Source organism: Streptomyces incarnatus, from assembly GCF_001027185.1.
GTDB classification, from domain to species: domain Bacteria; phylum Actinomycetota; class Actinomycetes; order Streptomycetales; family Streptomycetaceae; genus Streptomyces; species Streptomyces puniciscabiei.
In genome coordinates, this window is sequence record NZ_CP011497.1 from 6,861,533 (window position 1) to 6,874,222 (window position 12,690).

12 protein-coding genes are annotated in these 12,690 nt (G+C 74.4%); 6 read left to right on the forward strand and 6 right to left on the reverse strand.

Features of this window, described 5'->3' with window-relative positions:
• Positions 1 to 95 precede the first annotated feature (95 nt).
• Together ABB07_RS31075 and ABB07_RS31080 are read right to left on the reverse strand one after the other, a co-directional pair.
• Complete coding sequence (locus ABB07_RS31075; protein WP_208901828.1) at positions 96 to 803, reverse strand: gamma-glutamyl-gamma-aminobutyrate hydrolase family protein; 708 nt, start codon at positions 801 to 803, stop codon at positions 96 to 98.
• A 118-nt stretch (positions 804 to 921) separates the two neighbouring features.
• The gene (locus tag ABB07_RS31080) at positions 922 to 1,671 is read right to left on the reverse strand and encodes a FadR/GntR family transcriptional regulator (RefSeq protein ID WP_208901829.1); all 750 of its coding nucleotides are present in this window, start codon (positions 1,669 to 1,671) and stop codon (positions 922 to 924) included.
• 96 nt (positions 1,672 to 1,767) lie between these two features.
• Between ABB07_RS31080 and ABB07_RS31085 the strand changes: the two genes are divergently transcribed.
• Genes ABB07_RS31085 through ABB07_RS31095 form a run of 3 tightly spaced genes read left to right on the forward strand, consistent with a single transcriptional unit; the run spans position 1,768 to position 5,317 of the window.
• The gene (locus ABB07_RS31085; RefSeq protein WP_208901830.1) at positions 1,768 to 3,126 is read left to right on the forward strand and encodes a glutamine synthetase family protein; all 1,359 of its coding nucleotides are present in this window, start codon (positions 1,768 to 1,770) and stop codon (positions 3,124 to 3,126) included.
• Between the two features lie 23 nt (positions 3,127 to 3,149).
• Positions 3,150 to 4,538: an aldehyde dehydrogenase family protein gene (locus ABB07_RS31090; RefSeq protein WP_208901831.1), complete on the forward strand. Its 1,389-nt coding sequence runs from the start codon at positions 3,150 to 3,152 to the stop codon at positions 4,536 to 4,538.
• Complete coding sequence (locus ABB07_RS31095; RefSeq protein WP_208901832.1) at positions 4,535 to 5,317, forward strand: 3-oxoacyl-ACP reductase; 783 nt, start codon at positions 4,535 to 4,537, stop codon at positions 5,315 to 5,317. Before ABB07_RS31090 ends, ABB07_RS31095 begins: the two co-directional genes overlap by 4 nt.
• A gap of 28 nt (positions 5,318 to 5,345) precedes the next feature.
• Here the strand turns inward: ABB07_RS31095 and ABB07_RS31100 are convergent, their stop codons facing one another.
• Both ABB07_RS31100 and ABB07_RS31105 read right to left on the reverse strand, forming a co-directional pair.
• Positions 5,346 to 6,548 carry an amino acid deaminase/aldolase gene (locus ABB07_RS31100; RefSeq protein WP_208901833.1) on the reverse strand — a complete coding sequence of 401 codons (1,203 nt, stop codon included), beginning with the start codon at positions 6,546 to 6,548 and terminating at the stop codon, positions 5,346 to 5,348.
• 1,322 nt (positions 6,549 to 7,870) lie between these two features.
• Positions 7,871 to 8,176, reverse strand: a complete 306-nt coding sequence (locus ABB07_RS31105; protein WP_208901834.1) for a hypothetical protein — start codon at positions 8,174 to 8,176, stop codon at positions 7,871 to 7,873.
• On the opposite strand from ABB07_RS31105, the gene ABB07_RS31110 reads away from it, so the two are divergent.
• Both ABB07_RS31110 and mycP read left to right on the forward strand, forming a co-directional pair.
• A complete protein-coding gene (locus tag ABB07_RS31110) occupies positions 8,175 to 9,068 on the forward strand; it encodes a hypothetical protein (RefSeq protein WP_244189568.1) in 894 nt (297 codons plus the stop codon). The genes ABB07_RS31105 and ABB07_RS31110 overlap by 2 nt on opposite strands.
• Positions 9,065 to 10,261, forward strand: coding sequence for a type VII secretion-associated serine protease mycosin (gene mycP, locus ABB07_RS31115; protein WP_208901835.1), 1,197 nt, complete (start codon positions 9,065 to 9,067; stop codon positions 10,259 to 10,261). Before ABB07_RS31110 ends, mycP begins: the two co-directional genes overlap by 4 nt.
• Before the next feature lie 90 nt (positions 10,262 to 10,351).
• On the opposite strand, the gene ABB07_RS31120 is transcribed toward mycP, so the two are convergent.
• Entirely contained in the window at positions 10,352 to 11,362 is a 1,011-nt protein-coding gene (locus tag ABB07_RS31120) for a serine hydrolase (RefSeq protein WP_208901836.1), read from the reverse strand.
• Between the two features lie 150 nt (positions 11,363 to 11,512).
• Between ABB07_RS31120 and ABB07_RS31125 the strand changes: the two genes are divergently transcribed.
• On the forward strand, positions 11,513 to 12,244 hold the full coding sequence (locus ABB07_RS31125; RefSeq protein ID WP_208901837.1) for an SseB family protein: 732 nt from the start codon (positions 11,513 to 11,515) through the stop codon (positions 12,242 to 12,244).
• Positions 12,245 to 12,257: 13 nt separating this feature from the next.
• Here ABB07_RS31125 and ABB07_RS31130 read toward each other — a convergent pair whose 3' ends face one another.
• Complete coding sequence (locus ABB07_RS31130; protein WP_158919391.1) at positions 12,258 to 12,614, reverse strand: DUF1844 domain-containing protein; 357 nt, start codon at positions 12,612 to 12,614, stop codon at positions 12,258 to 12,260.
• Between the last annotated feature and the right edge of the window lie 76 nt (positions 12,615 to 12,690).

Below are 12,690 nucleotides of genomic sequence, written 5' to 3' on the forward strand. Positions count from 1 at the left end.
GCTGTCCGGGCCAGAAACTGACCCCGGCTGTCCGGGCCAGAAACTGACCACGGCTGTCCGGGCCGAGTACTGGCCCCGGCTGTCCGGACCCGGCGCTACGCCCGCCCGCCCGTGCCCCGCGTGGCGGCTGTGACCAGGGCCGACATCACCCTCAGGTCCTCGCCCATCTCGGGGTGCCACTGCACGCCCAGCGCCCAGCCGCGGTCCGCGGGCAGTTCGACCGCCTCCACCGTGCCGTCCGCCGCGTGGGCCGACGGCACCAGGCCCGCGCCGAGCCGGTCCACGGCCTGATGGTGGTAGGTGGGCACGGTCGTCTCCTCCGGGACGATCCCGGCGTACAGGCTCCCCGGTACCGGCTTGACCGGGTGGCCGCCGAAGACGCCGACCACCTCCGCGTGCCCCTCCAGGTGCTGGACCAGCGTCCCGCCGAGCGCCACGTTCAGCAGCTGCATGCCCCGGCAGATGCCCAGCACCGGCATTCCGGCCTCCAACGCGGCCTCGATCAGGGCCAGTTCCCAGGCGTCGCGGGCCGGGGCCGGCGGACCGGTACGGGGCTCGCGCTCGGCGCCGTACCGGGCCGGGTCCACGTCCGGACCGCCGGCGATCACCAGCCCGTCCAGCCGGGCCAGCGTCGCCGCCGCGCGCTCGGGTGCGTCCGGCGGCAGCATCGCGGCCAGCCCCCCTGCCCGCTGCACCAGCCGCGGATAGCCGGCCGGCAGCAGCGCCGCGTCCAGCTCCCACACGCCCCAGCGCGCGCCGGACTCCAGATAGGTGCTGAGGCCGATCAGCGGTCGTACGGTCATGCCGCCCTCCCCGGAAGCCGAAGGTCCACTCGCCGGCGGTTCACATGCGCCGGCGGTTCGCCTTCGCCGACAGTTCACACTCGCCAAAGGTTCGCAGTCATACCTTTCCAGAACCGGCTCACGCCAGGAAGCCCCGCAGCAGTGCCGCCGTACCCGCGCAGTGCTCCCGCATCATCTCCCGCGCGCCGTCCGCGTCCCCGTCCAGCACCGCCTCGACCAGCGCGGTGTGCTGGCGCTGCGAGTGCTCCAGGTTGCGCACCAGCAGCGGGATGCAGTCCAGCAGGTCGTTCACCGTGGCCCGGACCGCCGCGTACTGCGCGGTCAGGGAGGGCGAGCCGCACAGCTCGGCGAGGGTCAGGTGCAGCAGGGTGTCCAGGCGGCGGTAGTCCGACAGGGGGGCGTCGTGGGTGCGGGCCAGCGCCTCGCGCAGCCGGTCCGCCTGCTCGTCGTCGAGCCCGTGCACCGCGCACAGCCCGGCCGCGCCCACCTCCAGCACCTCGCGGAACCGCAGCACGTCCTCGATGTCGACCTCGGCGATCCGCCGCCGCAGCTCGTCCTCGCCGCCGGCGTCCGCGCGCGGCAGGACGAACGTTCCGCCATAGCGGCCGCGCCGCGCCTCCACCAGCCCCTGGTCCTGGAGCACCTTCAGCACCTCGCGCAGCGTCACCCGGCTGATCCCGAGCCGCTCCGCCAGCTCCCGCTCGGCCGGCAGCCGCTCGCCGCCCGGCACCAGCCCCAGCCGCACGACCTGGAGGATCTGCTCCAGCGCCTCCTCGAAGCCGTTGCCCGCCCGCACCGGCCGCAGCACCGGAGCGAGCTGGTCGACTCCCGGCACCCGGGCCCCGGACCACTCCGTCTCCCGCGACATCCGCCGTACCCCCTTCCCAAGCAATGGTTCTGAGCAATACCTTATGGCTCCCGGCCCGGCCGAAAAAGCGCTTCAGGCGCCGAAGGAGGCTCTCCCGTGGCAGACCGCACACCCCCGCTCAGCGTCGAGGAACTGCACGCCCTCGTCGCGAGCGGTGAGATCGACACTGTCGTCCTGGCCTTCCCCGACATGCAAGGGCGGCTGCAGGGCAAGCGGTTCGCCGCCCGCTTCTTCCTCGACGAGGTCCTGCGGCACGGCACCGAGGGCTGCAACTACCTCCTCGCCGTCGACACCGAGATGAACACCGTCGACGGCTACGCGATGTCCTCCTGGGACCGCGGCTACGGCGACTTCGCCATGCACCCCGACCTCGCCACCCTGCGCCGCATCCCCTGGCACCCCGGCACCGCCCTGCTCGTCGCCGACCTCGCCTGGAACGACGGCTCCCCGGTCCCCGCCGCACCCCGCCAGATCCTGCGCCGCCAGCTGCAGCGGCTCGCCGAGCTCGGCTACACCGCCCAGGTCGGCACCGAGCTGGAGTTCATCGTCTTCAAGGACAGCTACGAGGCGGCCTGGGACGCGGGCTACCGGGGCCTGACCCCGGCCAACCAGTACAACATCGACTACTCCATCCTCGGCACCGGCCGCATCGAACCCCTGCTGCGCCGCCTGCGCAACGACATGGCCGGCGCCGGCCTCACCGTCGAGTCCGCCAAGGGCGAGTGCAACCCCGGCCAGCACGAGATCGCCTTCCGCTACGACGAGGCCCTCGTCACCTGCGACCAGCACGCGCTGTACAAGACCGGCGCCAAGGAGATCGCCGCCCAGGAGGGCGTCTCGATCACCTTCATGGCCAAGTACAACGAGCGCGAGGGCAACTCCTGTCACATCCACCTCTCGCTCGCCGACGCCGACGGCGACAACGCGATGGCCGACGGCGACGGAATGTCCGACGTCATGAAGCACTTCCTCGCCGGACAGCTCGCCGCGCTCCGGGACTTCTCGCTGCTCTACGCCCCGAACATCAACTCCTACAAGCGGTTCCAGCCGGGCTCCTTCGCGCCCACCGCCGTCGCCTGGGGCCACGACAACCGCACCTGCGCGCTGCGCGTGGTCGGCCACGGCCGCTCGCTGCGCTTCGAGAACCGCCTCCCCGGCGGTGACGTCAACCCGTACCTCGCCGTCGCCGGTCTGGTCGCGGCGGGCCTGTACGGCATCGAGCGGAAACTCGAACTGCCCGAACCCTGCCCCGGCAACGCCTACACCGCGGGCTTCGAGCACGTGCCGACCACCCTGCGCGAGGCCGCCGAACTCTGGGAGAACAGCCCCATCGCCAAGGCGGCCTTCGGCGACGAGGTCGTGGCCCACTACCGCAACATGGCGCGCGTCGAGCTGGAGGCCTTCGACGCCGCCGTCACCGACTGGGAGCTGCGCCGCTCCTTCGAACGCCTGTGAACCAGCCTGTGAAAGGTCACCACGTGTCCGACCCGCACGAGCTCGTCGTCCTCAACCCCGCCACCGAGGAGGTCGTCGCCACCGTCCCCGCCGCGAGCGAGGAGGACGTGGCCGCAGCCGTCGTACGGGCCACGCGCGCCCAGCCGGGATGGGCCGCGCTCGCCCCCGCCGACCGGGCCCGGCTGCTGCGCCGCTTCGCCGACACCGTCGACGCGCACCTCGAGGAACTCGCCCAGCTGGAGGTCCGCGAGGCCGGCCACACCGTGGGCAACGCCCGCTGGGAGGCCGGCAACGCCCGCGACCTGCTGCTGTACGCGGCCGGGGGCGCCGAACGCCTCCTCGGCAAGCAGATCCCGGTGCCCGGCGGCTGGAACGTCACCTTCCAGGAACCCCTCGGCGTCGTCGGCGTGATCGCCCCGTGGAACTTCCCGATGCCGATCGCCGCCTGGGGCTCCTTCCCGGCGCTCGCGGCCGGCAACGCGGTCGTCCTCAAGCCCGCCGAGACCACCCCGCTCACCGCGCTCCGCCTCGCCGAACTCGCCCTTCAGGCGGGCCTGCCCGAGCACGTCTTCCAGGTGCTGCCGGGTCACGGCCACACCGCCGGACGCGCCCTGGTCGACCACCCGGACGTCGCCAAGATCGTGTTCACCGGCTCCACCCGCACCGGCCGCGAGGTCATGGAGCGCTGCGCCCGCCTGGTCAAGCCGGTCACCCTCGAACTCGGCGGCAAGAGCCCCAACATCGTCTTCGCCGACGCCGACCTCACCACCGCCCTCGACCCCTTCTCCTTCCTGGACAACTCCGGCCAGGACTGCTGCGCCCGCACCCGGATCCTGGTCCAGGAGACGGTGCTGGAGGAGGCCCGCGAGTTCCTCGCCGACGCGCTGGCCGCCGTCGTCGTGGGCGATCCGGCGGACGAGAAGACGCAGATGGGTCCGCTGATCTCCCGTCAACAGCTGGATCGCGTACGGTCGTACGTCCCCGAGGACGCGCCCGCCCTGCGCGGCAGCGCCCCCGACGGCCCCGGCTTCTGGTTCCCGCCGACGGTCCTGACGGGGGAGCGGCCGGACGGCCGGGCGGCCCGCGAGGAGATCTTCGGCCCCGTCGCCGTCCTGCTCCCCTTCACCGACGAACAGGACGCGGTCCGTCTCGCCAACGACACCCCCTACGGCCTCTCCGGCTCCCTGTGGACCCGGGACCTCGGCCGCGCCCTGCGCGTCTCCCAGGCCGTCCGCGCGGGCAACCTGTCCGTCAACTCCCACTCCAGCGTCCGCTACTGGACCCCGTTCGGCGGTTTCAAGCAGTCCGGCCTCGGCCGCGAGCTGGGCCCCGACGCCCTGACCGCCTTCACCGAAACCAAGAACGTCTTCATCAGCAACGTCTCCCCGAGCACGGAGGGCCCCGCACAGTGACCGACAACAGTGTTTGCCGCCGCCTCGTCGGCCGTACCGCCGTCGTGACCGGAGCCGGCAGCGGCATCGGCCTCGCCACCGCCCGCCGGCTCGCCTCCGAGGGCGCCCACGTGGTCTGCGCGGACGTGGACGAGGTCCGCGGCAAGGCCGTCGCCGACGAGGTGGGCGGGCTCTTCGTGAAGGTCGACGTCACCGACCCGGAGCAGGTCGAGGCGCTGTTCAGGACGGCGTACGACACCTACGGCAGCGTCGACGTCGCCTTCAACAACGCCGGCATCTCCCCGCCCGACGACGACTCCATCCTGGAGACCGGCCTGGAGGCCTGGAAGCACGTCCAGGAGGTCAACCTCACCTCGGTCTACCTGTGCTGCAAGGCGGCCATCCCCTACATGCGGCGCCAGGGCAAGGGCTCCATCATCAACACCGCGTCCTTCGTGGCCCGGATGGGCGCGGCGACGTCGCAGATCTCGTACACCGCCTCCAAGGGCGGCGTGCTCGCCATGTCCCGGGAGCTGGGCGTGCAGTTCGCGCGTGAGGGGATCCGGGTGAACGCGCTGTGCCCGGGCCCGGTCAACACCCCCCTGCTGCAGGAGCTGTTCGCGAAGGACCCGGAACGGGCCGCCCGCCGCCTGGTGCACATCCCGGTCGGCCGGTTCGCCGAGGCCGAGGAGATCGCCGCCGCCGTCGCCTTCCTGGCCAGCGACGACTCCTCCTTCGTCAACGCCACCGACTTCCTGGTGGACGGCGGAATCGCGGGCGCGTACGTCACGCCCCTGTAGGGACCGTCAGAGGAACCTGCAGGGACTGTCAGAGGAAGGTCTGTCCCTCACCCCGGTAGGTGGGCACGGTCGCGGTGACCGTGTCCCCCTCGATCAGGTGCAGGGCGTCGAACCGCTCGCACAGCTCGCCCGCCTTGGCGTGCCGGAACCACACCTTGTCGCCGATGAGCAGGTCGTCGGCGGGCGAGCCGAGCAGCGGGGTCTGCACCTCGCCGGGACCTTCCTGCGGGTCGTACGAAAGCCCCTCCGGCAGGTACGGCACCGGCAGCCGGTCGGCACCCGCGGCGCCGGAGGCCGGGTAGCCGCCGCCGAGCACGGTGACGACCCCGACCCCCGGCCGGCGTACGACGGGCTGGGCGAACAGGGCCGCCGGACGGCCGCTGAACGACGTGTAGTTGTCGAAGAGCCGGGGCACGTACAGGCCCGAACCGGCCGCTATCTCGGTCACCGCGTCCTCGGCGGCGGTGTGCTGCACACTGCCCGTGCCGCCGCCGTTGACGAACTCCAGGTCCGGTACGACGGCCCGCACCGCGCGCACCACCGCGGCCCGCCGCTCGGCCAGCTCCCGGCGCGCGGCCGCCTGCATCAGCCGGATGGCCCGGGACCGCAGCGGCCGCCCGGCCACCGCGTCCCCGACGCCCGCGATGTGCCCCTCGTAGGCCATGATCCCGACCAGCCGGAAGCCCGGCCGCCGGGCCACCGACCGGGCCAGCTCGGCGAGTTGGGCGGGGGAGTGCAGCGGAGAGCGGCGGGCGCCGACCCGGACCCGGCCGCCGAGCAGCTTCAGCGAGGTGTCCAACTCCAGGCAGACCCGCACCACTTCGCGGCCGCCGTCGCGGGCGGCCTCGATGAGGTCGAGGTGCGCCGGATCGTCCACCATCACGGTCACCGCACCGGCCAGCTTGGGATCGGCGGCCAGTTCGGCGAAGCCCGCCCGGTCGGCGGACGGATAGGCCAGCAGGATGTCGTCGAACCCGGAGCGGGCCAGCCACAGCGACTCGGCCAGGGTGAACGACATGATCCCCTGGAAGCCGTCCCTGGCCAGGACGCGCTCCAGCAGGGCCCGGCAGCGCACGGACTTGCTGGCGACCCGGACCGGCTTGCCCGCGGCCCGGCGGACGAGATCGGCCGCGTTGGCGTCGAAGGCGTCCAGGTCCACGATCGCGCAAGGGGCGTCGAGATGGGCGGTGGCCCGGTCGTAACGGGCCCGGTCGGCGGCGCGCGCAGTCATGACGGAAGCCTGCCAGACAGGATTACCGCAGGGTAGGGGGACGTACCGGGCAGATGCCCCGCCGCTCCGGACTGGTTCTGTCTCCGCCCCGGACAACCCGTAGAGTGACGCGCACGTACGGCGGAACGCGCCCGGCCGCTTCACCTGAACCGGGATGCCGGTCCGGCCGTACGGGTATGCGTGCCCGGGAGCCTTCGCGCCGGGCGCGGCCGAGCAGCGCAGCGGCCCGCGTACGTGAGGACGGCCCGGGCACGAGGAAACGGGGGGTGCATGACCACGGAAGCGCGCCACGCTCCCATCCCGCCGCGCCCCCCGCACCCGCCCCGCCCGTCCGCCCCGCCCACCGACCCCGACGACGAGCCGTCGGTCTTCACCCCGCCCGCCGGTCGCATGCCCAACGGGGCCACGACAGGCGAGCCGGGAACCTCTCCGCAGCCACCCGCGACCGACGGCCGCCCGTCTCGCGGGGGCCTCGCCGGCAGCGGCGGCCCTTCGGGTCGCCCGTCGGCGGCCGATGGCCGCGTGTCGGCTGCGGGCTTCGCACGCGGCGGCGCGCCTTCCGCCGGAGCGGCCGCGAGTGAGCTACGGGCGCCCGCCGGCGGCTTCCCGGCGGAGGACTCGGCCTCTGTCGTGGGGACCGGTCGCGACTCCTCACCATCGGCCGGAGGAGCGGCGGGCGGTGACCCGGCTCCGGACAGGCGGTCCGCGCGCGACGGCTCGGCTTCGACTGCGGGGTCCTTCGGTGGCGGTTCGGCTTCGGGTGCGGGGTCCTTCGGCGGTGGTTCGGCTTCGGTTGGTGGATCGGTCGGCGGCGGTTCGGCTGCGGGTGTGGGGTCCTTCGGCGGCGGTTCGGCCTCGGGTGTGGGGTCCCTCGGCGGCGGCTCGCCGACGGCCGCGCGGTCCGGTGGCAACGGTTCGGCTTCCGGCGAGGCCGCTGGGCGTGACGGTCGGGCCTCGCGTGAAGGCACCGGTGGTCGTGCCGGGCAGGGGGGTCGGCCCGGCGCGCCGCGTCCTGTCGTACCCGCCGCCGGTGAGCCGGTGAGCCCGCCTCCGCCGCCCGCCTCGGCCCGGTTCCCCGACGCGCCGCCGGACACGGGGCGCGCGGCCCACCGCCCCGGCCGGGAACCCCGCCGGCCGGGAGCCCCGGCGGAGACCCCCTCGGAGACGACGACCAGGCTCCGCCCGATCACCGCGTCGGATCCGGTGGTCCCGCGTCGGCCGGTCACGTCGCCGGAGTCGACGGCTCCGCGTCAGGCGATCATCGCGTCGGACCCGGTGGTCCCGCGTCGGCCGGTCACGTCGCCGGAGTCGACGGCTCCGCGTCAGCCGATCACCGCGTCGGACCCGGTGGCCCCGCGTCGGCCGGGCACACCGCCGGAGATGGTGACCCCGTCCCGCCCGGGCACCGCCTCGGAGCCGGCCGCCCCGCACCGGCCGGTCACGGCGTCGGAGTCGGCGGGGTCCGGGCGTCCGGTCAGTGCGTCCGAGACCACGGCGCGGCTGCGCCCGGTGGCCGACGCGACGGAGGCGCCGCGTCCCGGTGCCGCGTCCGGACGGCCCTCCGCCGGGCCGGGGGGCGCCTCCGCGGTGTCCGCCGGGCGTGCCCGGACGGGCGCCTGGAGTCCCATGGCGCCGGCGCATCCCGTCGGGCCGCCGGTGGCCGGCGCCTTCGTGCCGGATCCCGCGCTGTCCTGGAGCGCCGCGGTGGCCGCCGGGTCCGTGACGGGGGCCCGGGAGCCCGCGGCGTTCGGTGGGCGGCCCTGGTACCGGGTGGGCCCCCGTACCGCCGCCGCTGCCGCCTGCCTGGTGCTCGGTCTCGGTCTCATCGGCGGTGCCGTGACCGGGAGTTGGCTCACCGACGACGGCGCGGACGACCCCACCGGCGACCACTTCGCCACCGCCGGGGCACTCTGGCACAACGCGCCCGTCGACCAGCTGTTCCCGCCCACCGTCCAGGGCACCGGCGCAGGACCCGGCGGCGCCGACCGCACCTGGACCAGGATCGCGGTGGCCCCGGACACCGGCTGCGCGCACGCCTTCGACCCGCTGCTGTCCAAGGTGCTCGCCCCGGTCGGCTGCCAGCGGCTGCTGCGCGCCACCTACACCGACGCCACCCAGAGCTACGTCACCACCGTCGGCCTGCTGTTCACCAAGGCCGACCCGGCCGCCATGTCCGCGCTCGCCCACCGCTTCCGCACCGAGCGACTGGACCGGCGCGCCGACCTGATGCCCCGGCCGTACGCGGCCGAGGGCACCGCCTCGGCCGGCTTCGGCGACGGGCAGCGCGCCTCCTGGACCGTCTCCGTCCTCACGGACGCCCCCGTCGTCGCCTACGCCGTCTCCGGCTGGGCCGACGGCCGCAGCGTCGACGCGCCCCAGCCCGCCGCCGACGCCGTCAGCGCCGGTGCCACCACCGCACCGGCCCAGGCCGGGCTCGGCAACGAGGCCCAGGGGCTGGCCGACCGCATCGAACGGCGCCTGCGCCAGAGCATCGGCACGGCCACGGAGAAACCTTCATGAGGCGAACGAGGCGATCGATACGCGCCCGCCACCGCGTGGCACCCGCGGGCGCGGCGCTGAGCCTGCTGCTCGCCGGCGCCCTCGCCCTGGCGCCGGCCACCGCCGCCCACGCCGACGGCATCCGTGCCCAGCAATGGGGCCTGTCCGCGCTGCACCTGGACGAGGCCTGGCGGACCACCAAGGGCAAGGGCGTCACCGTCGCCGTCCTGGACACCGGCGTCGAGGCCGACCATCCGGACCTCGCCGGCAACGTCCTGCCCGCCCAGGACATGATCGGCTTCGGCGCCACGCAGGGCGACCGCGACTGGGCCCGGCACGGCACCGCCATGGCCGGCATCATCGCCGGACACGGCCATGGCCCGGGCGACAGCGCCGGTGTCATGGGCGTCGCACCGGAGGCGAAGATCCTGCCCGTGCGGGTGATCCTGGAGGACGGCGACCCCGCCCGCACCAAGGCCCGTACGACCCGCGGCAACGCCCTCGCCGACGGCATCCGCTGGGCCGCCGACCACGGCGCCGACGTCATCAACCTCTCCCTCGGCGACGACTCGAACTCCGCGCACCCCGAGCCCAGCGAGGACGAGGCCGTGCAGTACGCCCTGAAGAAGGGCGTGGTGGTCGTCGCCTCCGCGGGCAACGGCGGGGACAAGGGCGACCACGTCTCCTACCCGGCCGCCTACCCGGGCGTCATCGCCGCGACCGCCGTCGACCGCTACGGCACCCGCGCCTCCTTCTCGACCCGCCGCTGGTACGCCGCGGTCAGCGCGCCCGGCGTCGACGTGGTCATCGCCGACCCCGACCACAAGTACTACGAAGGCTGGGGCACCTCGGCCGCGTCCGCCTTCGTCTCCGGCGCGGCGGCGCTGGTCAAGGCCGCCCACCCCGACCTGGGCCCGGTCCAGATCAAGAAGCTCCTGGAGGACACCGCCCGGGACGCGCCGGTCGGCGGCCGGGACGACTCCCGGGGTTTCGGCATGATCGACCCGGCGGCCGCCCTGCGGGCGGCCGACCGGCTCAGGCCGGAGAGCCTGCGCGTGGCGTCGTACGGGAAGAAGTACTTCGGCGCCGGCCCGGACACCTCCAAGGCCGCGTCCTCGACCGCCGACTGGGCGGGCCCCCTGGCCGGCGGCACCGGCGGGGTCCTGTTGGTGGCGGGCGTGGTGCTGTGGCGGGGCCGCAGGCGGCGGGCCTGACGCGACGGGACGACGGGACCACGGCACCGGGCGACCGCTGCCGGGCGATGGCCGGAATGCCGGTGAGGCGGGCGGCGCCGGGAGCCGGAGTCACTCGCCGGTGAACGCCGACACCGCCGCCCGCGCCGCCGCCTCCACCAGCGCGATGCCCTCCGCCTGTGTCCGCGTGCCCCTGGACAGCACGGCCACCAGGTAGCCGGTGCCGCCCACCGTCACCCGCCCGATGCTGTTCACGTCCCACAGGCCCGTCGTACTGCGCGGCAGCCAACCGTTCTTCAGCGCCCAGGAGTCGCCCTCCGCGGCGGCCGACACCCCCCACCGCTGGTCCGCCTCGACCGACTCCATCAGTCCCCGCACATAGCCCCGGGAGGCCGCGCTCAGCTCGGAGCCCTCCAAGAACACCTGCTGGAGCAGGGCGAGTTGGTCCGTGGCCGTGGTCTGCGTCAGCCCCCACAGCTCACCCTCGCCGCCGAAGGTCGCGGTCAGCCCGAAGCGCTTGTTCGCCGCGTCCAGGCCGTCCGCCCGCCCGATCGTGTGCCACAGCGCCGTCGCGGACGCGTTGTCGCTGTTCTCGATCATCTTCGTGGCGTACGCCTTCTCGGTGGCCGTCAGCCGCCGGTCCGCGTCCTGCGCCTGGAGCAGCAGCGTGGCCAGGATGTCGACCTTCACGATGCTCGCGGTGTCGAAGGCCGCGTTCCCGTACGCGACGCTCTCCCCGGAGTCCACCGCCAGCACCGCCGCCGACACCTGAGCGCCCGACGGCACGCCCACCGCCGACATCGCCTTGCCCAGCAGCGCCGTCCGGTCCACCGCCGGCTCCGTCCCGGGTTCCACCGAGGCCTCCTCGCCCGCCCCGGCCGAGGGGGAGGCCGAGGTCGTCGCCGCCGACGATACGGCCGCCGTCCCCGAGTGCGCCCGGGCCCTCACAAACGCCGTGCCCCCCGCCGTGACCCCGCCCACGGCGACCACGGCGAGGGCGACGGACAGCAGCGGACGGCGCCGGGACCGGCGGGCACGGCGGCCATCGCGGCCATCGCGGCCATCGCGGCCATCGCGGCCATCGCGGCCATGGTGGCCACGGCAGGCTCTGGAGGACTCCATGCCCGCGATGCTCGGGGCCCGGACTGTGCGCCCCGTTGGCCGGAGCTGAGATGTGCGTCAGGGAAAGCTGAGATTCCCGTGAAGCCGGTGACGACGGTGTTTCCGGCCCCGCACGAGCGCGGCAGCCCGCCCCCGATAAGGTCGGTGACCGTGGCGAACAAGAACATTCCCGACCCCGGCTTCTCCGACGACGACGGCTCCGCCGACCCCCGGCTGAGCGCGGCGCTCGCCGCCTGGGCCGAGGACCGCGACGCCCTCGGGCCGGTCCTGGAGGCGCTCAGGGGCGCCCGCCTGCTGGTCCCGGTCGTCGCCGTGCTCGGCGAGGTCGAGGAGGACGAGAAGGGCCTGCGCCGCGAGAAGACCAGCGACATGGCCGTACCCACGCTGAAGGCCGGCCACCGCACCGCCCTGCCCGCCTTCACCTCCACCGACTCACTGGCCCGCTGGGACCCCGCGGCCCGCCCGGTCGCCGTACCCCTGCACCAGGCGCTCCAGGCCGCCGCCCACGAGAAGGCCGACACGGTCGTGCTGGACCTCGCCGGGCCGGTGCCGTTCGAGCTGACCGGCCCGGCCCTGCTCGCCCTCGCCGAGGGCCGCACCAGCACCGACCCGCTCGCCGACCCGGCCGTGACCGAGGCCGTCCGTACGGCCGTGGCGGCGGAGCCCGCCGTACTGCGCGCCCACCTCGGCCCCGGGCAGGCCGACGGCACCCTCGCCCTGGTCCTCGACCCGGCCGCGGTGCCCGCCGAGGCCGCCCGCGCGGTGGCCGAGCGGCTCGCCGCCGACGAAACGCTGAGGGCCCGCCTGGTGCGCGGCCTCGACCTGGCACTGCTGCCGGCCGGGACCACGCCTCCGGGCGAGCCCTTGTACGTGAAGGGGTAGATCCCCGCTTCTGCTAGCCGTAGACCGGGCCGGTGTACTTCTCGCCCGGTCCCTGGCCCGGCTCGTCCGGGACGATCGAGGCCTCGCGGAACGCCAGCTGCAGGGACTTCAGGCCGTCGCGCAGCGGGGCGGCGTGGAAGGAGCTGATCTCGGTCGCGCTCGCGTCCAGCAGGCCGGCGAGCCCGGTGATCAGCTTGCGGGCCTCGTCCAGGTCCTTGTACTTCTCGCCCTCCTCGCTCAGCCCGAGCTTCACGGCGGCGGCGCTCATCAGGTTGACGGCGACCGTCACGATCACCTCGACGGCGGGGACCTCGGCGATGTCCCGGGTCATCGCGTCGAAGTCGGGGTTCTCAGGAGGGGTCTCACTCATGCCCCACACGATAAGCGGTTCGCCGTTACGTCTTTCGACGGCCTTGTGAAGCGGGCCCCGGTTCGCCCTTGACAAG